Genomic DNA, 24477 nt, shown 5'->3' on the forward strand with positions numbered 1-24477 from the left:
CACAAAAAATAAGGGCACAACCTCAGTCATGCCCTTAAGATCTTCATATGCATCACTCGCTAGAAGTTTTTACCCACAAATAAATAGAAGGACTTATCGCCAAGATCTGTGATCCCAAAGCCGATTGCCGCAGGTCCCATGGAAGTATCAGTACCAATGTAGAGACTCGATGCATAAATCAGATCAGTGAGAGTGACTTCAGAGCGCTCATCCCAGACATTGCCCGCTTCCAAACTCCAACCTAAATACAAAGGATAATCTGTCATTCCGAGCGCATCACGCCCGAGATCATATTGATAAACAAAGGCGCCAAAGACTTTATGCGCGCCTGTCAGTGAGTCTTTATGGTAACCAGATAGATTTAAAAATCCGCCCAGCTCAGATAGATGCAGCGTATTCATCCCATCATTATCGTTGGTTGAAATCGATGCCTTACCCACAAAAGCATGATTGCCGACACTCAAGGCGCCCTTCCAGTCGGCCTCTATCTGCACACTGTATTGGTTTTGGTTATCGTCGATAATGTCATCGAAATCTTCATTGCGCACATAGACGTTTAAGGTCACGCGATTACCCGACGTCGGGAAACTAATACTGTCTAAGCTGTCGTAGCCGAATCTAAAGTAAGCTCCATAGGAGCTAAAATCCAAGTCCCTTGAAAGCCAAGCATCATTAATTATCGCGCCCTTCTCCGCCACTAAACCCAGCTCAATCATGCCCTGTGAGGTGTAGTTGTAGCCGATACCCAGTTCTATGGTGTGGGTTTTCTTGTCAAAGGTGAGCAGGCGATTGTTGTTATCGTATAAGTCCCAATTACGGGTATCGTATTGATAACGGGCGCGGCTAAAGAATTGTTGGTCTCTGTCTAATGGCTGATAGAACTCAGTCGCAAACAACTTTTCCATACCGAGTTTGATTTCATTGCGCCATTCGCCGCCATTGAAGGTCAAATCCGTCATGGTATAGGCCATGTCAAAACTGATGGCAGATTCAGAGTTAAAATCATCCTCCCAGTTAAAGCCCAGTTGGAAATAATTTGGCCCCCAAGACTTAGCTTTAGTGGTCACAGTCAGTACGCGGCCATCTTCACCCTCGACAAACTCAGCATCGACACGCTCAAACTTATTGAGGGAGTAAATACGCTTTAACGCCTCATTCAGCTCGTCCTTAGACACAGCTTGCCCAGGTTTAATGTTTAAGGTTTCCGTTAAGAGATTCAGACTCACCTTAGATTGGTTATCGAAGACAATTTCATTAACAGAATGACGCACATCTGCCATTAACAACTTACCTTTGGCTTTTTTGGCCTCGACGTAGGCGGCATATTCCTCAGGGCTCACACTCATGCTGCTCAGCTTATCAAGCTGTCCATTAGCGGCTTCTTTGCCGAGGGTTAATGCCAAGGGCATGATAGTGAAATCAGTGGTGCTCAAGGCGTCGATCGCGGGACGGATCAACACATCTTTATCAGTCAGCAGTAGTTTTTGTTTTTCGGTGCTGGCATTGGTCAAAAAGTTGGAGAGCTGATCGAGCACGGCAATAGTGCTGTCTAATTTATCTTTTTTGACCAGAGGTGAACCAATATCGACGGCAATAATAATATCGGCGCCCATGGCCTTAACGACATCGACAGGCATATTGTTGGCAATACCGCCATCGACCAATAACTTACCGTCAATTTGAGCGGGCTGCAGCGCACCGGGAACTGTCGCAGAGGCTTGCATGGCTTTGACCATACTGCCGTGACTGATCACCACAGGTAAGCTGGTTTCTAAATCGGTCGCCACTGCGCGGTAGGGAATAGCTAAATCATCGAAATTACCAAATTGCTGTACTAGATCGGTAGACTGACGTAGAAGCTGCGACATAGTCTGACCACGCAGCAACCCACTTGGCGCCCTTACTTGGCCTTCGTTATAACCAATGTTCAGCGGAATGTTGTATCGATCGCGTAACTGTTTATCCCTATAACTCAAAATATTGCGCGGGATAGTATCCGAGTAGCCACTGTCCCAATCAACGCCCATCATGATCGCTTCGACTTCGCTGGCGCTGTAACCCAAGGAGTACATGCCTGCGACATAGGCACCGATACTGGTGCCCGCAATGTAATCGACCGGGATGTTATGTTCTTCTAATATTTTGAGCACCCCCACATGGGCAGCGCCTTTAGCACCGCCGCCACTGAGTACGACACCAATTTTAAGGCGCTCTGCCGCCATCGATGGAGTCATGCACAAACACAAAATAATAGAAGCGAGTAGTTGACGCATCATGGTGAGGTTACTTTTTTATGGGATAAAAATCCGAGTTATATTACCAAACTTATCGATTTAACCGTCAGTCATATTTTATCTGGACCGACTAGTGATAAGACTGTGTACTATTTACACAAACAGATGCAGTTTAATTGAATAAATGACGAAACAAAATATCAATCATAGCTGAATATTTTGTCATTTAAATCTCAGGACGTAAGTTTATATCTTGCTGATTACCGCCAATAATCAGCACAAATATCAAGGGCACATGATCAAACATAAACGCGTCAATAATAGACTATATGAACTTGCTTAATGCTCAATAGCGACGATTCTGTTGTCTGTTTCTAAATAACGTTCAAAATCAGCCACGCACATAGGCTTAGCAAAATAATACCCTTGAATAATATAACAGCCGCGGCTAAATACTTGCTCTAACTGCTCGACCGTCTCAATCCCTTCGGCAACCACATTTAATTTAAGGTTACGGGCTAATTCAATAATACTGCTCACAATCGCCTGATCGGCCTTATTGGTGGCAATATCAATCAAGAAGGAGCGATCGATTTTTAAGGTATTCACCTCAAAATGGCGTAAATAAGCCAGAGAAGAATAACCGGTCCCAAAGTCATCAATGGCAACTTCAATCCCCAAGGATTTCAATCGCGAGAGATGATCTTTAGCGACGTGCAGCTCTTTCATCAATACGCCTTCAGTGATTTCTAAGCCTAAAGACGCTGTCGGCATTTGGGTTTCATGCAGAATTCTTTGTATGTCTTCAATAAAATCTGGCTGTCTGAAATGCACCGCCGAAATATTAACCGACAACTTAAAGGTAGCGCCATAACGTTTCGCCCAATGGGCTCCCTGCACACAGGCCTGCCTTAATACCCAGCGGTCAATATCGACAATTAAACCGCAGGCCTCGGCGACTTTGATGAAAATATCGGGACGAATAAAGCCGTCCAGCGGATGTTTCCAGCGAATTAAGGCTTCCATTCCTATGAGCTTATCGTTACGCAAAATATCAATTTGCGGCTGGTAATAAAGCTCGAACTCTTGCCGCTCTATGGCTTTACGTAAATCGGCCTCAAGCCGTAAATGATAGAGGGCTTGGGCATTACGCTCAGAGGAATAATATTGGAAATTTCCCCGCCCTTCTTCTTTGGCGTGGTACATAGCGAGATCGGCATTCTTGATAAAGGCTTCAGGCTGAACCGCATCATCGGGCCAAATACTGATGCCAATGCTGGTCGAAATATAAAACTCACGGCCATATAACTTGAAAGGCGCCACGATTTGTTCCAGCAGCCGCTCGGCAATGTGGTTTATCTCATCAATGCTGTTGGCATTTCTGAGTAAAATCACAAATTCATCGCCGCCAAAGCGGCAGAGCATATGCTCGCTAGCAATACAGGATTGTAGTCGGCTTGAGGCTTCGACCAGTAAGGCATCGCCCATGCTATGACCATAGGAGTCATTAACATGCTTAAATCTATCGAGATCCAAGAACAATAGCGCCAATTTCTCGCCCGTTTGCTGCGCGGCCTGAATCGACTGTAATAGGCGACTAGAAAATAAGGAGCGGTTTGGCAATCCCGTAAGTACATCGTAATTGGCTAGGCGGCGTAAATCGGCTTCGGTTCGTTTACGTTCGGTAATATCCGAGAATACCACCACATAATGGGTCACTTTCCCGTTGGCACTTTGCATCACAGATACGTTTAACCACACGGGACAAGGTTGCTGACTGGCGTTAATTAACTCACGCTCGCCCGTCCAAGACTGGCTATCACTGAGGAGTTGCTTGATTTCCGATGCCAAACCGTCATTCATCTGTACAAATTGGGTAAAAGATTGGCCAACTAAGTCAGCAGAATCGATGCCGATAATTTGCTGTGCCGCGTAATTCGCCACGCGAATACTACCTTCGACATCTAAAATCAGTACACCTTCAGATGTGTTACCAAACGCTTTTGCCAGTAAATTCACTTCATCTTCTAACTGGCGTTGCACGGTAATATCACTATAAATCCCTGCGACCCGCTCAATCTCATTGGAGTGCTTATTACGGGCAACGGGCCTCCCTCTTACCCTTAACCAGCCCCAATTACCGTCCTTGCGCTGATAGCGATATTCGGCTTCGAATCTATCTATCTCCCCCGATATCATACTATCCCACTGAGCGAGCGCTTTTTCCCTATCCTGTGGATGCACAGGCAACTCTGCTAAGCTCACAACAATCTCATTGGCATGGGTACCGAGAACGGCACCGCGATTATCAAGATGAAATGCTTGAGTATTTTTATGCCATTCCCAGAGATCCGAGTCACTACCGCGCAAAGATTGCCTCAGCCTGTCATCACTCTCAGTTAATGCCTGATTCATCTGCTTAAAGGTATTGATCTGACGTTGCCGATACCAAGCAAGACTTAAGGCAATAATAGAAAATAACAGCAGTAAAATGCCTTTAAAACCTTGGGATAGCCACCAATGCTGCTCAACATAAAAGGGATAGTTAAAAGGTTTATCAGACCATATTCCATTGACCTGACTTAAAATATCTAAAACATAACCACCCGCAGCTAAACCTGCGAGGTTAATCTGCGACTCCCCCTGTAACAGCACATAATTACTCTCTTCATCTTGATAACGTAATCGGTATTTAAATTGGATGGGCGAATCATCGAGATAATCTAAGTTAGTGATTTGAAAACTGACCATATTGGCTTCGGGTTTTATGGTCATCAGGTTGCGCGGCAACAGGGACACTTCGGTCGTGTTGTTATAGTACACAGAGACAGATTCAAGCATCACATGGTCATCGGTAATGCGATTGGCCAGCCTATCGACATCGAGTCGCATCACGCCCTCGGGCGTGCCTAAGTAAAAGCCTGTTTTAGGTGAGTAAAAATAGGCGCCTTCGTTCATCTCATCGGAAATTAAACCATCGAGTTGATTAAACATAGCAATCTCGCCCGTTTGGATATCCTGTCGCACCAAAGAATCCGAGCAGCCCACAAGATTAGACTTGGGCGTTTTTTGAATAAAAAACACTGAACTACAATTTAATTGCCACTCGGAGGTCAGTGAAATTAACGATCCCGTTTGCTGATGGTATTCAAATAAACCTTTTTCATAGGAGCCAAACCAGATCACCCCAGGTGACATTTCTTCAATGTGACTGACCGTGGGTTGTGCAGCAAAAGCATTAAACAACTGCCGCTGATCATGAAACTCATTTTGGCTGTCGATGTAACCAAAGACTTTTTTACCGCCCACCCACAAACGACCGTCGGAGGTGCGATAAATAGTGCGGATCACGGGGCGCTTAGGGCCGTCAAACTTGTTCGATGACTTATCAATATCAAAGGGCTGAGGTTCGTACAGTCCCATTTCCCAAAAATACAGCCCTGTTGTCGTCGCAATCCAAACACGTCCTTTCAGTTTGGGGTCACGATAGGTTTTATAAATGAGCTTATTTTTAAAATCATCATTACCGTGAGTCCATTTAGAAAAACTACTGCCTTGCAAAGTGTCTTTATCGACAACAAAGAGGCCGCTGGTCGTCGATAGCAGTAAATAATGTCCCTCAAACGCACTGATATCATAAATACTTTCGTGGGGATTAAATCCCTCAATTGGCACGTTAAACGCTTTGCTACTGCCTTTTGCAATAAAATCTAAACTGGAAGAACCTAACCAAACCCCTTCATCACTGGCATGCACTGACCAAGTCATGGCATCGCTCAGTTGATAGGGTTCATCGCCAGTATAAGTATCGAGGATGAAATCAGGCTGTGACGCCAATAAAGCCAATCCATCGCCTGAGCCTCCGACCCACATCAAGCCTGCATCATCAAACAACATGGCTTTCAGCGTTTCCATGTTGGCCTCAGCCTTCAACTCTTTTTGATAGTTTTCAATCTGGCGTGTTTCGGGCGACCATTTCAATAAACCGATACGACTGGAAAACCATAAATATCCTTTCGCATCTTCAACGATCGCTGTGCTCCAATCGGGCAATTCTGGCACGGTGATAATCTGCCTAGAAACTTGATCTAATTGATAAACGCCGCGGCCAGTCGCAATCCAGATCCTATGCTGAGAATCCTCTAACATATCGAGAATACTGCCCATAGATTCGGTCCAAGAGTATTGGAATACCCGCTCGCCATTTTGCTCTAGCAACTCTAATTGCAAGGTTCCCGCGACCAGCATTTGACCATTCGGCATGACCAGCAATTTACGCCAAGGGAGATCGCGGTTAACCGGCAACTGAGTAATAAGGCGCAGCTCGGACTTTGAAGGGGAGAATTCATATATCTGGCCATTATCAATTAACAATCGCCATGTTTTACTATTTTTTCGGGCTGCCGAGACCAGTGCACCACCGGGAAACTGCGGGAATAAATAGGGTGAACCAAACGCGGTAAATTGATTTTGGACAATATCGTAGAGGTAAATTGCGGCGTTGGTGCTAACCAATAATTTGTCACGTTCTATGTTCACCACTGAGGTTAAAAAGTCATCTGACAGTCGCGATTCGGTGCCGATTTTATCGATACGCCGCACCTTAGAATTACTGACTCGATACAAGCCCTGCTCAGTCGCGGCCCATACAAAACCGTAATCATCTAAGGCCAAGCCTCGGATACTGGTGACCGCTAAACCGTCCCTATCAGTAAAAACTCGCTGCACAAAACCGCCCGCCCAAGCCGAGTGGACGCAAGTCAGTGAAAGGATGAAACATGTCAGAATTGTTCTAATTATTTTTGTTTGCATGTGACGGCTTACTTCATACATATACCCAAACCACCTCAAAATGCAGAATTCAGCGGGAATTTAACGCACTTTAAGCAAGGCGGCTATTTGTAGGCCTAGTGGGCTAAGTCAAAAATAGCCAACACGGCATAAAGTGCGTTAAAACCCACCGGGACGGAGCACCCAGGGCACTCCACTTCCGTGTTGCATCAATTCAAAAGGTGGCCGACATTTTTTCATTGATGCGCCTTGAATTGAAGCACCCTGGGCGCTCTGAAACTCGTATTTTGAGGTCGCTTGGGTATAACTGTACTGTAGCAGCTCAATCCTATCAATTCATCCGCTTGTTTACATAAAAGTTACAAAAAAATACAGGCAATAAAAAAGCGCTCAAATGAGCGCTTTTTTAATCGACAGCTAAATTACTTTTTCTTTGCCTTTGGGTTTGGCAAATCAGTAATAGAACCTTCGTACATTTCAGCCGCTAAGCCCACTGATTCATGCAGTGTTGGGTGAGCGTGAATGGTTAATGCTAAATCTTCAGCATCACAACCCATTTCAATCGCTAAACCGATCTCGCCTAACAGCTCGCCGCCGTTAACGCCAACAATCGCACCACCGATTACGCGATGAGTGTCTTTGTCGAAAATCAGTTTAGTCATACCTTCGCTCGCATCAGATGCGATAGCGCGGCCGCTTGCTGCCCATGGGAAAGTAGCAGTTTCGTAAGCAATACCTTGCTCTTTCGCTTCTTTCTCAGTTAAACCAACCCAAGCGACTTCTGGGTCAGTGTAAGCAATTGATGGGATCACTTTTGGATCGAAGTAGTGCTTCATGCCAGCGATAACTTCAGCCGCTACGTGGCCTTCGTGCACGCCTTTGTGAGCCAACATAGGTTGACCAACGATGTCACCAATTGCATAGATGTGCGGTACGTTAGTACGCAGTTGCTTATCAACCTTGATAAAGCCACGCTCATCAACGTTAACACCTGCTTTTTCAGCATCTAACGACTTGCCATTAGGTGCACGGCCAATTGCTACCAATACGGCATCGTAACGGACTGCTTCAGTTGGTGCGCTCTTACCTTCCATAGAAACATAAATACCGTCTTCACGGGCTTCTACCGCTGTGACTTTGGTTTCAAGGATCAGGTTGAATTTCTTCTTGATTTGCTTAGTGAATACGCGAACAACGTCTTTATCAGCTGCTGGGATCACTTGGTCGAACATTTCAACCACGTCGATTTCACTGCCTAAAGAAGCGTACACAGTTCCCATTTCTAGGCCGATAATACCGCCGCCCATCACTAACAACTTGCCTGGAACTTCTTTCAGTTCTAATGCGTCAGTCGAATCCCAAATACGTGGATCTTCATGCGGAATGAATGGCAGTTTGATTGGGCGAGAACCCGCAGCAATGATCGCTTGCTCGAATTGAACCACTTTGACAGTGCCATCTTCAGCAGTCACTTCTAGCGTGTTAGGGCCAGTGAATTTACCAAAACCGTTAACCACGTTAACTTTACGCATTTTGGACATACCGCCCAATCCGCCAGTTAATTGGCCAATGACTTTTTCTTTAAAGCCACGTAACTTATCTAAATCGATAGTTGGCTCGCCGAAAACCACACCGTGAGCAGCAACGGCTTTGGCTTCTTCGATAACTTTAGCAACATGTAATAGGGCTTTAGATGGGATACAACCCACGTTAAGACACACGCCGCCTAAAGTGCTAAAACGTTCAACGATAATGGTTTCTAGACCTAAGTCCGCTGCACGGAAAGCCGCAGAATAACCTGCAGGACCTGCACCTAATACCACTACCTGAGTTTTGATTTCGTTACTCATGTTTTCCTCTAATTCTCATTCAATCCGTTGGAGGAGCTATCCTGCCAACCGAAAATGCGCCAGCGCGTAAGGTGGGCGCATTTTAACCTGTGTTTGATACTGATCACAATAAACAAAAGGCCACTCAAGATGAGCAGCCTTATATGCTTACAGAACCAAAGTACGAATATCGGACAGAATTCCTGACAGCGTCACACTAAAGCGTGCAGCCATGGCACCATCGATCACGCGGTGATCGTATGACAGTGACAGCGGCAACATCAATTTAGGTTCGAACTCCTTACCATTCCACTTAGGCTTAATTTCAGATTTAGACACACCTAAAATCGCCACGTCTGGGTAGTTAACGATAGGCGTAAACGCTGTACCGCCAATGCCACCTAAACTTGAAATAGTAAAACAGCTACCTTGCATGTCAGCAGATTTCAGCTTGCCATCACGGGCACGGATAGAGATATCAGCCAGCTCACGAGATAGCTCGATAATGCCTTTCTTATCCACGTCACGCACGACTGGCACAACCAAACCGTTTGGCGTATCTACCGCCACACCGATGTGGAAATACTTCTTCTGGATCAGTGATTCGCCATCGCTACTTAAGCTTGAGTTGAACACTGGGAACTGTTGCAACGTTTTAGCCACAGCTTTTAGCATAAACACTAAAGGCGTGATCTTGTAATCGGCTTTCTTCTTCGCCGCTACATCGTTTTGCTGCTTACGGAACTCTTCCATTTCAGTGATATCAGCTTCATCGAACTGAGTCACGTGCGGAATAGTTACCCAGTTGCGGTGTAAGTTAGGGCCAGAAATCTTCTGGATACGGCTTAATGGAATCTCTTCCACTTCACCAAACTTACTGAAATCAACTTTAGGTGCTGCAATCACTTGCAGACCGCCGCCGTTACCTGAACCGACTGAGGTTGCCGCAGTCGCTTTCGGACGAGACAGTTCGTATTTCACATACGCCTGAACGTCTTCTTTCATGATGCGACCTTTACGGCCAGAACCTGTCACTTGGGTCAAGTCGACACCAAATTCACGGGCTAAACGACGTACCGCAGGAGACGCATGTACTGCACCGGTAGACACAGGTGTACCTGCGCTAGGGTGGTGTGGTACTGGAGGACGGCTTGCAGGTGTTGGGGCTGCAACGGGCGCCGCGCTCACTGGAGCAGGAGCTGCCGCTTGAGCAACAGGTGCAGGAGCTGCACCCACTGTCACAGTTTCAATCGTCGCAATAACGCTACCTTGAGAAACCTTGTCACCCACTTTAACAGTCAAAGACAGCAGTTTACCGGCGAATGGCGCAGGCACTTCCATGGTGGCTTTGTCAGTTTCAAGGGTAATCAAACCTTGGTCAGCAGTGATTTCATCACCGACAGACACGAGCACTTCTATCACATCGACATTGCTGGCATCGCCAATATCAGGCACTTGAATTTCTTTTACCGCAACCACACTTGCCGCTGGTGCTGCGGCCACTGGCGCTACCGTAGCGGCAGGAGCCGCTTGGGCAGCAACCGTTGGCGCGGCTGCAGGTGCAGCGCCGCCAACTTCAAGCATGATGACTAAAGAGCCCTGCGACACTTTATCGCCAACTGCGACTTTAACGTCTTTAACCACACCCGCGAAAGGTGATGGCACGTCCATGGTCGCTTTGTCTGTTTCTAGGGTAATTAAACCGCTATCAACTTCAATCTTGTCACCGACAGCAACCAGGACTTCGATAACCGACACATCAGTGTCGCCACCGATATCAGGTACAGTCACTTCAACCACTTTGGTTGCGCCCGTCGCAGGAGCAGCAGCCACTGGGGCTGGAGCCGCTTGAACTGGTGCAGATGCTGGTGCCGCCTGAGCGGGTGCTGCAACTGGAGCCGGAGCGGCAGCTGCCGCGCCCGCCGCTTGCATCATAGCAATCAAAGTACCTTCAGATACTTTATCGCCCACCGCCACTTTCAATTCGGCTAAAACACCGGCGAAAGGCGCTGGAATATCCATAGTCGCCTTGTCGCTTTCGACGGTAAGAATCGATTCTTCTGCCGCTAGGGTATCACCCACAGCCACACAAATTTCGATCACTTGCACTTCATCGCCGCCGATATCAGGAACAAAAACTTCTTTTAATTCAGCCATTTTTATTGTCTCTTACGCGTACTGTGGATTGATCTTGTCAGCGTCGATACCATATTCTTTAATGGCTTTTGCTAACACATCGACAGGCAGCTCTTTGCGATCAACCAGTGATTTCAGTGCCGCAATAACGATGAACTTAGCATCCACTTCGAAGTGGTGACGCAGATTCTCGCGGCTGTCTGAACGACCGAAACCGTCAGTACCTAACACTTTGTAATCGGTAGGAATGTAAGCACGTAACTGTTCGCCGTAAATCTTCATATAGTCAGTCGCTACGATTGCAGGTGCATCACTTGAAATCACTTGGCTGATATAGGCTTGTTTTGGCGTTTCGGTTGGGTGCAGCATGTTCCAACGTTCAGCGGCTTGACCATCGCGAGTCAATTCGTTAAAGCTAGTTACGCTAAATACGTCGGCAGTAATACCGAAGTCTTTCGCCAGTGCTTGCGCCGCTTTACGGGTTTGTTCAAGGATAGTGCCACAGCTCATTAACTGAACTTTGCCTTTACCTGAGCCCGCAACCGTTTCTAACTTATAGATACCTTTCACTATGCCCACTTCCGCGCCTTCTGGCATGGCTGGTTGCTCATAGTTTTCGTTCATTGTGGTCAAGTAGTAGAAGATATCTTCTTGATTCTCGCCGTACATACGACGGATACCATCTTGTACCACAACGGCAATTTCGTAGCCGTAGGTTGGATCGTAAGAAATACAGTTAGGGATAGTGTTCGCCAATACGTGGCTGTGACCATCTTGATGCTGTAAACCTTCGCCGTTAAGCGTTGTACGACCTGAAGTACCACCGACTAAGAAACCACGAGCACGCATGTCACCCGCTGCCCAAGCCATGTCACCAATACGTTGGAAACCGAACATTGAGTAGTAGATGTAGAACGGGATCATAGGTGTATCGTTGACAGAGTAGCTCGTCGCTGCCGATACCCATGAAGACATAGCACCGAGTTCGTTAATCCCTTCTTGCAATACTTGACCGGTTTTATCTTCACGATAATAAGCCACTTGGTCAGAGTCTTGCGGTACGTATTTTTGGCCTTCGTGAGCATAAATACCCACTTGACGGAACAGACCTTCCATACCGAAAGTACGGGCTTCGTCAGGAATAATTGGCACAATGTTTTTACCAATTTTCTTGTCTTTCAGCAATGCTGTCAGCACGCGAACGAACGCCATAGTCGATGAAATTTCACGGCCGTTTGAGCCCTGTAAAATCGAATCAAAAATCTTCAGTGACGGCACTTCCATCTCTTCAGTGAACTTTTGACGACGTTGTGGCACGCTACCATGCAGCGCTTCACGACGGCTCATCATGTACTTCACTTCTTCAGAATCTGGACCTGGGTGATAGAAAGGCAGATCTTCTAACTGATCATCTGGGATCGGGATATTGAAACGATCGCGGAAGTAACGGATAGACTCAACGCCCATCTTCTTCACGTTGTGAGCGATGTTTTTACCTTCACCCGCATCACCTAAGCCGTAACCTTTAACGGTTTTAGCTAAGATAACCGTTGGACGGCCTTTGGTTTTTTGTGCATGTTCCAGTGCAGCGTAAACTTTAACTGGATCATGACCGCCGCGGTTTAAGCGCCAAATGTCATCATCTGACATGTTAGCAACCATTTCGGCCGTTTCAGGATACTTACCAAAGAAGTGTTCGCGCGTATAAGCGCCACCTTTGGCTTTACAGTTTTGGTATTCACCGTCAACGGTTTCTTCCATCAACTGCAGCAGTTTACCGCTGGTGTCACGGGCCAATAATGGATCCCAGTAACGACCCCAAATCACTTTCACGACTTCCCAGCCTGCGCCGCGGAATTCGCCTTCAAGTTCTTGGATGATCTTACCGTTACCACGTACAGGGCCATCAAGACGCTGTAAGTTACAGTTAACGATGAAGACTAAGTTATCTAATTCTTCACGGGCCGCTAACCCGATAGCACCTAAGGCTTCTGGCTCGTCACACTCACCGTCACCTAAGAAACAGTAAACAGTTTGTGCTGAACAATCTTTCAGACCACGGTCAGTCAGATATTTCAGGAAACGGGCTTGATAGATGGCTTGGATTGGACCTAAGCCCATAGAAACCGTTGGAAATTGCCAGTAATCCGGCATCAGTTTTGGATGTGGGTATGAAGACAGACCCTTGCCATCCACTTCTTGACGGAAGTTAGCCAGTTGCTCTTCGCTTAAACGACCTTCTAGGAATGAACGCGCATAAATACCTGGGGCGATATGGCCTTGGAAATACACGAGATCGCCACCGTCTTTCTCATTCGGTGCACGGAAGAAGTGGTTAAAACATACGTCATAGATAGTCGCGCTTGAAGCGAAACTTGAGATATGGCCGCCCAACTCTAAATCTTTCTTAGAACCACGCAGAACCATAGCCAAAGCGTTCCAACGGATGATGGCGCGAATGCGACGTTCCATCTCTTGGTTGCCAGGCATGTGAGGCTCTTGACCCGCTGGGATAGTGTTCAAGTAAGCCGTTGTGGCATTGTAAGGCAAGTGAGTGCCATTACGACGCGCTTTATCGATCAGCTTCTCTAGTAAAAAATGCGCGCGCTCTGGGCCTTCCTGTTCCAACACGGCTTGCAGGGCATCAACCCATTCCTGAGTCTCTAATGGATCTACGTCTTGTAGCATATCTTCAGACATGACACTGTCCTTCTCTATATACATGATAATGAATGGTGTTTGCGGCATATTCCGATTTAGCAGACAGCTAAACTACAGAACTTAAGCGCCACTCTTTAAACGGCGCAAGCTTCGCTGCAACCGGCTATCTTCTTCCCGCACAGATAACATCACCTCTTCGATGTAACTTAAGTGTTCATTCGAGGCTTCTCTGGCGGCTTCGGGATCACGACGAACGATGGCAGCGAGCAAGGCCCGTCTGTGATCGTTAGCCATAGTAGAAGCTTCTTCGCGGCGGCTTAAAAGCTCCAAGTTCTGCGCCACATTTTGATGCAGCACAGGGGTTAAACTGAGAACGAGGTGTAACATAGCCACGTTATGTGACGCTTCGGCAACGGCACGATAAAAACGCACAATGGCGGCGGCTTGTTTTTCGATATCTGTGGCGGCTTCCACCTCGAGGATCATACGTTTGATATTTTGCATATCGGCGTCAGTACCACGCAGCGCCGCAAAATAAGCCATCATGCCTTCGGTAGCATGACGGAACTCCAGCAAGTCGTATTGACTCTCTGGATCAGAATTCATAAGTTCAACGATAGGATCGGCAAGGCTCTGCCAGAGTTGCTCTTTGACATAAGTACCACCGCCTTGGCGGCGCATTAACAGTCCTTTTGCCTCAAGCTTTTGGATAGCTTCACGCAAAGAAGGTCGAGACACTTCAAACTGGATCGCCAGTTCGCGTTCAGGCGGTAACTTCTGACCGGGCTGCAAACTGCCCTCTAAGATCATCTGCTCTAATTGAGCCATGATCACATCAGAAATTTTTGGCTGATTAATTTTACTATAGGCCATCAGGCGCTCAGCTCCGTTGTAAATTGGTCTTACCAATTTTTTTGAGTGAGCGCACTTTATCAAATCAGCGTTTTGATGTCCAGATTGAAGATCATTCCTAAAAAGCGATCTCGATCGAAAGCACTCACGAAGAGAGAGCATAGCGGAAAAAAATGTCTATGGGGTCAGACCATTTGACAGCGCTGAACTATCTCAGCTCAGACTGCCAAATTCAGCTATCGCTGTGACGCTGATATTGCTTAACTCACCAATCCAAAAATGGTCAGCAGTGATAGTACCGCGACGATAAGTGTAAAGTTGTGTTTACTCAGTACTAATAATGCTAAGGTTGACTGTACACATATAGGTGCACTTGCGACCTCAGGTAAAGGTTGCGCTGCTAATGCCGTCTCAACAACGACAGTCCGAGCACTGGTATTTATGGTCAAACCATGATGGCGCCATGCGGCTAACCCTTCGCTAAATTGGCCACTTAACGCATAACCAAAGGCAAAGATGCGGCTAGGTAACCAATCCAACACGCTAATCACTTCGTTGACTAATGGCAGTTCAAGGGATTTACGGGCATTTTCTTCGGCATAAAAACGCACTGTGCAATACAACACAGCACCGACTGGCCCCAGAAAAATGAAGAACAAAGCAACGGCGCCGTAATAACGATAGTTAATCCAAGCGACACTTTGACCCACTTTAGCGCCAAGGTCTTTCTCGGATACCGCATCCAAACACTCGCTACAATCGAGCTCAGCGGCATAATGGTAACAAGCTTGGACATCAGAACGACAAGCCGCTTGCATATATTTCTTGAAAATATCACGCTGTTTCTGATGGTTAAAACAAACCACCGCCACGACAATCCATAGCGCTAAACTTAATAAGCCCCAAAACATCCCCGCCACTAACCAAGACAATACATACACCAACAAGGCTGGCAGCACTAACGCCAGCGCCATCATAACGCTCGTCAGTGAAGCTTTATCACCAAAAAACGTCGTTTGGTAGGATTGCAATAAACGATCAAATTGCCATGATGAAGGAAGAAATTTAAGTCGCTCCACTAAAATGGCGACCAAGAGTGAAAATAATGCCATGGGCTGTACCTCTATAATTTGTCCATAAATAGTCTAGGTTTGTGTGAAATACGTCTAAAATCCAAAAACCTAAGAGCGCAACGCCTGAGTATATTCCTTTAGCTTCCCTAAATATCTTTCCCAATCAAAACTTTGCCCAGGGTCTGTTTTGCGCATTGGCGCAATATCACAATGACCCACAATTCGTTCGGTACTCAGCGATGGATACTCAGCCAACAATGCTTGCGTCAACGCTACCAGTGACTGATATTGCTCAGGCGTGTAAGGTTCAGTATCTGTGCCTTCCAGCTCAATACCAATGGAGAAATCATTACAATTCTCTCTCTCACCATAACGAGAAAGCCCTGCATGCCAAGCCCTGTCGTTACAACTCACGTACTGCACACGCTCGCCATTACGGCGGATCAAAAAGTGCGCCGAGACTTCCAAGCCCTGCAGCTGTGCAAAACTGGCATCCGCATTGGTATCTAAACACCCTTGAAATAATTGATCAATATAGGGTAATCCAAAGCAACCTGCTGGCAGGCTAATATTGTGGATCACCAACAAACTCACTTCACCCAAGGGACGTTGATTAAAATGTGGTGACTCACAACGCCTTGCACCCTCACACCAACCCAATTCAAACCGCATTATGAGCTTATCCTCTTATGCCACATATACCCAAACAACCTGAAGATGCAGGATTCAGCGGGAATGCAACACACTTTAGGCAAGGCCATTTATTGCTCCTGCATAAATGGCATTCACACCATCCATGGCGATTGCGGTTATTTGCGGACCTAGTGGGCTAAGTTAAAAATAACCAACACGGCATAATGTGCGTTACAACCCGCCGGAACGGAGCGTCTAGGGCACTCCACTTCCATGTTGCATCAATTCAAAAGGTGGCCGACATTCTGTCATTGATGCGCCTTGAATTGAAGCACTCTAGGCGCTCTGAAACTCGTATATTCAGGTAGCTTGGGTATATACTCGGTTACTTTAACAGTATTCAGCCAAGCAAAGAAGAAACCCAGCACACGGAACTGACTGACTTCATCATCTTTTAATGTTGAGCTCATGGAGCAAGCCATTCACTCCCAACTTAAATAAGCCAGAGGCTGAGTCTCTGCAGCACAATCTTCCAAGCTGTTCCGTGAGACCTAAGGCCGTGGTAATCTTAACTTAAGATGCAAGTAGGTCGTCAGTAATTAAAGAATGCAAGGACCCCGCTCATGTTAGAAAACGATATTCGCCAATCAGTAAAATCCGCCCTCAGTGAAGACTTAGGCGGCACCGAAATCAACGATCAAACCAAGGCTATCGCTTATGGTGATATCACAGCAATGTTGATCCCTGCAGATAAGTACGCTGAAGCCACCCTTATTACCCGTGAAGAAGGCGTTTTTTGTGGAAAAGCATGGGCAGAGCAGGTTTTTAATCAACTCGGTGGGGAAGTCGCACTGCATTGGCATGTGGATGATGGCGATCTGGTGTTACCTAACCAACTACTGTGTGAACTCTCAGGCCCAGCACGCACGATTCTCACCGGCGAACGCACGGCAATGAACTTTATCCAAACCCTGTCTGGCGTTGCGACCTTAACTAAGCATTATGTCGATAAACTGGTGGGCACTCACACTCGCCTATTAGATACTCGCAAAACCATTCCTGGCCTGCGCACCGCCCAGAAATATGCTGTCACCTGCGGCGGCGGCAAAAACCACCGCATTGGCTTATATGATGCATTTTTGATTAAAGAAAACCACATTATGGCCTGTGGTGGCATTCGCCAAGCCGTAGATACCGCCCGCAGCTTGTACCCAAATAAACCCGTTGAAGTCGAAGTGGAATCACTCGAAGAGCTCGCCTTAGCACTCGACTCTGGCACAGATATCATCATGTTAGATAACTTCGACATCACCAAAATGGTCGAAGCGGTTGAAATGAACAATCAATATAAAGCGAAAGGCGCAGGCGCTAAGCTTGAAGTCTCCGGCAATGTCACCTTAGACACCTTAGCCGAATTCGCTAAAACCGGTGTCGACTATATCTCAGTTGGTGCGCTCACTAAGCATGTTCGCGCCCTAGACTTGTCGCTTAGATTGAAAGCTTAAAGCACTCGCTCACTAGAGGGTGAAACGTTCGCTGAAAGCACCTGAGAACGTTTCACTTTCAACCTATTATAAAGCGATACATTTCTTCTGAGTTCCACTAGGCTAGCCCCTAAGTTATGCCTGTCACTATACATCCGCACCATCAACATCAAGCCTCCAACTCATCACACCAACATGCCAGCAATTTGACTCGGTCAGCTTAGGTGCCAGCCAAACTGATAATGTCAAAATGTTGTTATAACCTAACACACCGACAAGATAGACTCTTATACAAAAATGACACTTAATTAGTACTTTATACTTAAAAGTTGTTTCTTTTATCTTAACTTTGTACTAACTTTTACACAGGCGAGATGGCCGCTTGGCTAACCTCACCTAAGGTCAGCACTGGAATGTCTGTCAAAGCACTCTAATTTGCGTTTTTGAGGAGCACATTTTGAGGGACATTAGCCTAAGGTGCGGTTACCGAAATGATTTATTCAAAAAAGTGCTAACTTGATATTAACTTAGCAACGTTGGAATAAATCAGCATGAGTCATTACACATGGGTCATTCAAGATCATCGGTGTACTGTTAATGTTACATAGATCATAAAAGTGATTTTATTAACATGAATGAGTAATAAAGTTTGTCGAGATAAAACAATTTATAGAGTAAAACAGCTTTTAGGTTTAACACTCTATTCAACCAAAGTAAGTCACTAAATAGTTAGCTGGAGATAAAAATGAAGGCCATGAATTTAAACAAAGCATTAAATAAAAAAGCTCAGGGTTTTACTCTGATCGAACTAATGATCGTAGTCGCAATCATCGGTATTTTGGCTGCGATCGCATTACCAGCCTATAAAGATTACGTCACATCAGCTCAAGGCGGAGCTGCGATGAAAGGTATCACGTCTTTCTCGACTAAAGTACAAACATGTATTACTACTGGTATTGGTTGTACAGGCATTAAAGATGAAGCATCTAAGAATGCTAAATTTGGTACCGTTGCAGCTGATCCAACTCAAGATAATATATTTGAACTAACTTGGACTGAGGCAAAATGTGCACTTAAGGCTGAATTTGATGCTTCTGGTGGTGTAAAATTCACAATGGCTAGCACAAATGATTTAGCACTTTGTAAAAAAGGTGCAAATTTACCTTAAGCTAAATCTCCAATAAGAATTTTTGATAAGAAACTTATAAAAAGGGTAGATACAATTATTGAGTTTACCCTTTTTTATTATTTAAAGAAGAATTATGCCAACATCAGGTCTTCATTTAGGTTTATCTACTTTATTTATCCGCAAAGGCCTGCTAAATGAAGAGCAAATGGCTAATGCCATCACAAAATCTCGGCAAAATAAACATGCCCTTGTTAGTACGTTAGTACAAAGTAAGCTGGTCTCTGCTCGCGCGATTGCCGAACTGTGCTATGAAGAATACGGCACACCACTGCTAGACCTTAATGAGTTTGATCTTGCCTCCATTCCTGAAGATTTCCTCAATAAGAAACTCATTGAAAAACATCGCTGCTTACCCTTATTTAAACGTGGAAATCGCCTCTATATTGGCACATCCGACCCGACCAATATTGCCGCCCTTGAAGACTTCCAATTTAGTGCAGGCCTGCATGCAGAAGCGATTCTGGTTGAAGAAGATAAACTTGCTAAAGCGTTGGAGAAAATTCTCGAAGAAGATATTAGTGGTCTCGATTTAGGCGGCATGGACGAAGCAGCGCTGGCAGCGATAGAAATTACTGATACAGACAGACGTAGCGAAGAGTCTACTGGTGAGAGTAGTGACGATGCGCCTATTGTCATTTATATCAATAAAATTTTGACCGATGCCATCCGCAAAGGTGCGTCAGATTTACACTTTGAACCCTATGAGAAACGCTATCGCATACGGTTTCGTATAGATGGTATTCTGCACGAAGTCTCTGAACCGCCGATTAGTCTGGCTGGTCGTCTTTCTGCACGCTTAAAAGTGATGTCAAAACTCGATATCGCCGAACGGCGCGTGCCACAAGATGGTCGAATTAAGATGAAGCTTTCCCGCACTAAATCTATCGACTTTCGGGTTAGCACTCTGCCGACCCTATGGGGCGAAAAGATTGTAATGCGGATTTTGGACTCATCCTCCGCACAACTAGGCATCGAAAAACTCGGTTACGAACCCGACCAAGAAAAGCTCTACCTTGAGATGCTAGCAAAGCCCCAAGGGATGATTTTAGTGACAGGCCCTACGGGCTCAGGTAAAACCGTCTCCCTTTACACTGGGTTAAATATTCTCAATACAGAAGAGCGTAATATTTCTACCGCTGAAGATCCGGTTGAGATTAACCTTGAGGGCGTGAATCAGGTTCATATTAATTTAAAAGCAGGGCTAACCTTCGCCTCAGCACTGCGTTCGTTCTTACGCCAAGACCCAGATGTAGTGATGGTGGGCGAAATCCGCGATCTGGAAACCGCCGAAATTGCCATTAAAGCGGCACAAACTGGCCACTTAGTCTTATCGACCTTACACACCAACTCAGCCGCCGAAACCTTAACCCGTTTAATCAACATGGGTGTGCCTGGCTATAACATAGCTAGCTCTGTGAATTTGATTATTGCCCAGCGCTTAGCGCGTCGTCTCTGCCCCGAATGTAAACAAGCTGAAGTGATACCCGAGCATGAATTACTGCGCCTAGGCTTTGCCCAAGCGCAAATTACTCAGGGCTTTACCACCTTTAAGCCTGTTGGCTGTGAGCATTGCTCTGCGGGCTACAAGGGCCGAGTCGGTATTTACGAAGTGATGAAAATGTCCGATGAAATAGCCCGCACTATCATGGAGGGTGGTAACTCATTGCAAATAGCCTCCCAAGCTAAAGTCCAAGGAATGCGAGATTTACGGCAATCAGGGTTATTGAAAGTGATGCATGGCGTCACTAGCATTGCAGAAGTCAATCGCGTTACAAGTTTTGGCTAAATCCAATCTTTATATCTAAAGTTACGTCTAAAATTCAGGTAATAGCGCATCATTACTCGCATATTTGAATCTTAGAGTCCAAACTATTTCGCAAGCGCAGTGTTCAGTTCAGTAAACTAAAAATCTAGAACGATTTATTTACAGGAATCATTTATGGCTACGGCAACGACCACAAGAAAGCCTCGCACCAAGAAAGCCGAGCAAAAGAGCCAACCTAAAATCTATACCTTTGAATGGAAAGGGGTTAACCGCGACGGCAAGAAAACCGCCGGTGAGCTTAGAGGCGCAACCGCCGCTGAAATCCGTAGCCAATTGAAATCCCAAGGCGTAAATCCAAAGAGCGTACGTAAACAGTCTTCTGCGCTATTTAAGTTAGGTGATGCCAAAATCACCCCTATGGATATTGCTGTAATGACTCGCCAAGTCGCGACTATGCTAGCAGCGGGCGTACCTTTAGTCACCACAATTGAACTACTCGGCCGTGGTCACGAAAAAGCTAAGATGCGAGAACTATTAGGAAATATCCTCAGCGAAATTCAATCAGGAATTCCTTTATCAGATGCAATGCGTCCTCATAGGCGTTACTTCGATGAACTTTATGTTGACCTAGTTGCAGCCGGTGAACATTCAGGTTCACTAGACTTGGTTTTTGATCGCGTAGCTACCTACAGAGAAAAATCAGAAGCACTGAAATCAAAAATTAAGAAGGCTATGTTCTACCCTGCTGCAGTTGTCATAGTCGCAATCTTAGTCACCTCATTATTATTATTGTTTGTGGTGCCTCAATTTGAGGAGATTTTTAAGGGGTTTGGCGCTGAACTGCCCGCCTTTACTCAATTAGTACTACAAATTTCCCGCGGCTTACAATCCTCTTGGTATATCTTCTTAGCCGCTATCGTCGGCGGAGTATTTTTGTTCGTTCGAGCCCACAGAAACTCACAAATTGTACGAGATAGAGTCGATGAAGCTGTGCTTAAAATCCCCGCTATTGGGCCTATATTACATAAAGGTGCCATGGCACGATTCGCCCGCACTTTAGCAACTACTTTCGCCGCGGGCGTGCCGTTAATTGATGGTCTAGAGTCTGCCGCTGGCGCATCGGGTAATGCGGTATACCGCAAAGCCATTTTAAAAATCCGTCAAGAAGTTATGGCGGGGATGCAGATGAATGTGGCTATGCAGACCACTGGACTTTTCCCCGACATGTTAGTGCAAATGGTGATGATAGGCGAAGAATCAGGTTCACTGGATAACATGCTCAATAAAGTATCAACCATTTACGAAATGCAAGTAGATGATGCCGTTGATGGCTTATCAAGCCTGATAGAACCGATTATGATGGTGGTAATCGGTACTGTCGTCGGCGGGTTAATTGTTGCTATGTACTTACCAATATTCCAGATGGGTAAAGTAGTTGGCGGCTAGTTTAATTTCTCATCCTCAAAATACAAATAAGAAAATCAAATGTCAGAATTTATCTCCCTTTTGGGCCAGTCTCTAGACCAGAGTCCTTGGCTCTTTATTGCTCTAAGCTTTATTTTTGCCGCTACCATTGGTAGTTTTTTAAACGTGGTAATCCACAGATTTCCTGTGATGATGAAACGAGAATGGCAGCAAGAATGTAATCAGTATTTGCAGGAATACCACGAAGAGATAGTCAACAAGATAGGAATAGACCAACTCAATAAACCTATTGATGCCTTCCCTGAAAAATATAATCTTGTTGTTCCGGGCTCAGCCTGCCCTAAGTGCAAAACGGCGATTAAACCTTGGCATAATTTACCCGTATTAGGCTGGTTAATGCTCAAGGGAAAATGCGCCGCCTGTCACGCCCCTATTTATGCCCGCTACCCTATTATTGAATTCATCACAGGGCTACTTATCGCGACTTTAGCTTGGCATTTTGGTCCAAGCTGGCAGTTTGTTTTTGCGAGCATACTCACCTTTGTGCTTGTAGCACTGACAGGTATCGATCTTGATGAGATGTTGCTCCCCGACCAAATGACGCTACCGTTGCTTTGGCTCGGCTTGATCACCAATCTAAATCATACCTTTGCGAGCCCAACCGATGCCATTATCGGCGCGGCGGCAGGCTATTTGAGTCTATGGTCCATTTTCTGGTTGTTTAAAATCCTCACAGGTAAAGAAGGCATGGGTTATGGCGACTTTAAATTACTCGCCGTGTTCGGTGCTTGGCTTGGCTGGCAAATGCTGCCGCTGGTGATTTTACTTTCGTCCCTCGTTGGCGCAGTCGTTGGCATCACTATGATTGTCAGTAAACGCCTGAAACAAGGGAATCCAATCCCATTTGGCCCCTATATTGCCGCAGCTGGCTGGATAGCCTTGCTATTTGGACAACAGATTGTCGATTGGTACCTATCGACACTGTAAGAGCTAGCAAATTAAGCACAGAGCGATCCGGAGTATGTTATGTCAAAGTTTGTTGTTGGTCTTACTGGCGGTATCGGCAGCGGTAAAACGACTGTTGCCAATTTATTCGCTGCCGAAGGAATAACCTTAGTCGACGCCGATATCGTTGCACGTGAGGTAGTCGCTCCGGGTTCAAAAGGGCTGGAAGCGATCGTAACTCATTTTGGTGCGGATATATTAACAGCAGAAGGTGAACTCGATCGCGCCAAGCTACGGCAGCGGATATTTAGCCATCCAGAAGAGCGCGAATGGCTAAACCAACTATTACACCCCATGATCCGCCAAGAAATGCTAGCGCAGGTAGAAAAAGCGACCTCTGCCTATGTAATTATGGTCGTGCCCTTGCTATTTGAGAACGGGTTAGATAGGTTAGTCAATCGGACTTTAGTGGTGGATATTTCGCCTGAGTTGCAAATAAATCGCACCGTAAAACGTGACAATGTTGATGCATCTCAAGTTAATAACATCATTAGTAGCCAATGTAGTCGCAGCGAAAAACTCGCTAGAGCCGACGACATTATTGATAATCAAGGAGAGATATCAACCTTAAAACGAGAGGTGCTAGCATTGCACCAGCGATATTTACAACTTTCTGGTACTGATAACGCCCATGACTGAATTAGTTTACGAACAGCCCCTAAACGAGAAAATTCGCAGCTACTTGCGGCTCGAATACCTCGATAAACAGCTGCAAAGTAACCTAAATCATGACCACCAACATAGATGTTTTTATCCGCTGTTTTCCCTCTGTGAATTGTCCGAACGCTGTGATTATCGTAATGAAGTATTAAAAGACATTGAACGGCACTTGCTGCAACTCAGCAAATGGCAAGAATTAGATCACGTCGACCACCAGCAAATCGATCTTTATATCAACGCCCTCACCCAAGCCCGCGAACCGTTGCAAAAGCCAGAACGCTTCGGCAGCCAACTAAAACAAGACAGATTTATTTCTGCGCTACGACAACGCTTTGGCATGCCGGGCGCCTGCTGTAACTTCGATCTGCCGCAACTGCATTATTGGCTAGCTAAACCTTGGGAAGAAAAACAACAAGACTACCGCTCTTGGATAGCACACTTCGAACCTTTGCTCACCCCCATTACCCTATTGCTCCAACTCACCCGCAGCACAGCCCATTACGACAATGCCGTTGCCCATGCAGGTTTTTATCAAGGTGACAGTGCTCAAGCACTTGCTTTGGTGCGAGTCAAAGTCGATGCCTCCCACGGGTGTTATCCTACGATTAGCGGCCATAAAAACCGTTTTGCCATCCATTTTGTGCAGTTTGAACAACAACGCCACTCCGACCGTTCGATTGATTTCTTACTGGCTACCTGTGCATGAAGCCTTTACACTAATGGCCTGAAAGACATTAGTA

Annotated in this window: 15 protein-coding genes; 7 read left to right on the plus strand and 8 right to left on the minus strand. The window is 45.9% G+C overall.

Annotation, left to right across the window (positions count from 1 at the left end; translation table 11 throughout):
• Positions 1–59: 59 nt before the first annotated feature.
• The 8 genes from AC5YB3_RS09485 to ampD all read right to left on the minus strand — a co-directional run bounded on the left by AC5YB3_RS09485 (position 60) and on the right by ampD (position 16248).
• Positions 60–2276, minus strand: coding sequence for a patatin-like phospholipase family protein (locus AC5YB3_RS09485; protein ID WP_014615289.1), 2217 nt, complete (start codon positions 2274–2276; stop codon positions 60–62).
• Positions 2277–2573: 297 nt separating this feature from the next.
• Positions 2574–7067 (minus strand): EAL domain-containing protein, encoded by a 4494-nt coding sequence (locus AC5YB3_RS09490; RefSeq protein ID WP_494527009.1) that lies wholly within the window; start codon positions 7065–7067, stop codon positions 2574–2576.
• A 380-nt stretch (positions 7068–7447) separates the two neighbouring features.
• Positions 7448–8875 (minus strand): dihydrolipoyl dehydrogenase, encoded by a 1428-nt coding sequence (gene lpdA / locus AC5YB3_RS09495; RefSeq protein WP_006084361.1) that lies wholly within the window; start codon positions 8873–8875, stop codon positions 7448–7450.
• Between the two features lie 147 nt (positions 8876–9022).
• The gene (aceF, locus tag AC5YB3_RS09500; RefSeq protein WP_432368664.1) at positions 9023–11011 is read right to left on the minus strand and encodes a dihydrolipoyllysine-residue acetyltransferase; all 1989 of its coding nucleotides are present in this window, start codon (positions 11009–11011) and stop codon (positions 9023–9025) included.
• Between the two features lie 12 nt (positions 11012–11023).
• Entirely contained in the window at positions 11024–13690 is a 2667-nt protein-coding gene (gene aceE / locus AC5YB3_RS09505) for a pyruvate dehydrogenase (acetyl-transferring), homodimeric type (RefSeq protein ID WP_006083344.1), read from the minus strand.
• A gap of 81 nt (positions 13691–13771) precedes the next feature.
• Positions 13772–14524, minus strand: a complete 753-nt coding sequence (pdhR, locus tag AC5YB3_RS09510) for a pyruvate dehydrogenase complex transcriptional repressor PdhR (RefSeq protein WP_006083345.1) — start codon at positions 14522–14524, stop codon at positions 13772–13774.
• A gap of 239 nt (positions 14525–14763) precedes the next feature.
• Positions 14764–15615 carry a beta-lactamase regulator AmpE gene (gene ampE, locus AC5YB3_RS09515; RefSeq protein ID WP_494527010.1) on the minus strand — a complete coding sequence of 284 codons (852 nt, stop codon included), beginning with the start codon at positions 15613–15615 and terminating at the stop codon, positions 14764–14766.
• A 69-nt stretch (positions 15616–15684) separates the two neighbouring features.
• Entirely contained in the window at positions 15685–16248 is a 564-nt protein-coding gene (gene ampD / locus AC5YB3_RS09520) for a 1,6-anhydro-N-acetylmuramyl-L-alanine amidase AmpD (RefSeq protein WP_259522973.1), read from the minus strand.
• A gap of 584 nt (positions 16249–16832) precedes the next feature.
• On the opposite strand from ampD, the gene nadC reads away from it, so the two are divergent.
• The 7 genes from nadC (at position 16833) to zapD (ending at position 24443) form a co-directional block, all read left to right on the plus strand.
• Positions 16833–17714, plus strand: coding sequence for a carboxylating nicotinate-nucleotide diphosphorylase (nadC, locus tag AC5YB3_RS09525; protein ID WP_226058331.1), 882 nt, complete (start codon positions 16833–16835; stop codon positions 17712–17714).
• A gap of 724 nt (positions 17715–18438) precedes the next feature.
• The gene (locus AC5YB3_RS09530) at positions 18439–18861 is read left to right on the plus strand and encodes a prepilin-type N-terminal cleavage/methylation domain-containing protein (RefSeq protein WP_338726450.1); all 423 of its coding nucleotides are present in this window, start codon (positions 18439–18441) and stop codon (positions 18859–18861) included.
• 94 nt (positions 18862–18955) lie between these two features.
• Positions 18956–20668 (plus strand): type IV-A pilus assembly ATPase PilB, encoded by a 1713-nt coding sequence (gene pilB / locus AC5YB3_RS09535; RefSeq protein ID WP_338726449.1) that lies wholly within the window; start codon positions 18956–18958, stop codon positions 20666–20668.
• 153 nt (positions 20669–20821) lie between these two features.
• Positions 20822–22093, plus strand: coding sequence for a type II secretion system F family protein (locus tag AC5YB3_RS09540; protein ID WP_413486006.1), 1272 nt, complete (start codon positions 20822–20824; stop codon positions 22091–22093).
• 39 nt (positions 22094–22132) lie between these two features.
• Positions 22133–23059, plus strand: a complete 927-nt coding sequence (locus AC5YB3_RS09545) for a prepilin peptidase (protein ID WP_494527011.1) — start codon at positions 22133–22135, stop codon at positions 23057–23059.
• 39 nt (positions 23060–23098) lie between these two features.
• Positions 23099–23716: a dephospho-CoA kinase gene (coaE, locus tag AC5YB3_RS09550; protein ID WP_445782768.1), complete on the plus strand. Its 618-nt coding sequence runs from the start codon at positions 23099–23101 to the stop codon at positions 23714–23716.
• Positions 23709–24443 carry a cell division protein ZapD gene (zapD, locus tag AC5YB3_RS09555; protein WP_012090388.1) on the plus strand — a complete coding sequence of 245 codons (735 nt, stop codon included), beginning with the start codon at positions 23709–23711 and terminating at the stop codon, positions 24441–24443. The genes coaE and zapD overlap by 8 nt, the downstream gene beginning before the upstream one ends.
• Positions 24444–24477: the final 34 nt, after the last annotated feature.

This window comes from Shewanella sp. 1311 (assembly GCF_059338235.1).

Coding starts and splice junctions, on each gene's coding strand:
- AC5YB3_RS09485 (WP_014615289.1), bottom strand. CDS start 2,276: ATGATGCGTCAACTACTCGCTTCTATTATTTTGTGTTTGTGCATGACT.
- AC5YB3_RS09490 (WP_494527009.1), bottom strand. CDS start 7,067: ATGTATGAAGTAAGCCGTCACATGCAAACAAAAATAATTAGAACAATT.
- lpdA (WP_006084361.1), bottom strand. CDS start 8,875: ATGAGTAACGAAATCAAAACTCAGGTAGTGGTATTAGGTGCAGGTCCT.
- aceF (WP_432368664.1), bottom strand. CDS start 11,011: ATGGCTGAATTAAAAGAAGTTTTTGTTCCTGATATCGGCGGCGATGAA.
- aceE (WP_006083344.1), bottom strand. CDS start 13,690: ATGTCTGAAGATATGCTACAAGACGTAGATCCATTAGAGACTCAGGAA.
- pdhR (WP_006083345.1), bottom strand. CDS start 14,524: ATGGCCTATAGTAAAATTAATCAGCCAAAAATTTCTGATGTGATCATG.
- ampE (WP_494527010.1), bottom strand. CDS start 15,615: ATGGCATTATTTTCACTCTTGGTCGCCATTTTAGTGGAGCGACTTAAA.
- ampD (WP_259522973.1), bottom strand. CDS start 16,248: ATGCGGTTTGAATTGGGTTGGTGTGAGGGTGCAAGGCGTTGTGAGTCA.
- nadC (WP_226058331.1), top strand. CDS start 16,833: ATGTTAGAAAACGATATTCGCCAATCAGTAAAATCCGCCCTCAGTGAA.
- AC5YB3_RS09530 (WP_338726450.1), top strand. CDS start 18,439: ATGAAGGCCATGAATTTAAACAAAGCATTAAATAAAAAAGCTCAGGGT.
- pilB (WP_338726449.1), top strand. CDS start 18,956: ATGCCAACATCAGGTCTTCATTTAGGTTTATCTACTTTATTTATCCGC.
- AC5YB3_RS09540 (WP_413486006.1), top strand. CDS start 20,822: ATGGCTACGGCAACGACCACAAGAAAGCCTCGCACCAAGAAAGCCGAG.
- AC5YB3_RS09545 (WP_494527011.1), top strand. CDS start 22,133: ATGTCAGAATTTATCTCCCTTTTGGGCCAGTCTCTAGACCAGAGTCCT.
- coaE (WP_445782768.1), top strand. CDS start 23,099: ATGTCAAAGTTTGTTGTTGGTCTTACTGGCGGTATCGGCAGCGGTAAA.
- zapD (WP_012090388.1), top strand. CDS start 23,709: ATGACTGAATTAGTTTACGAACAGCCCCTAAACGAGAAAATTCGCAGC.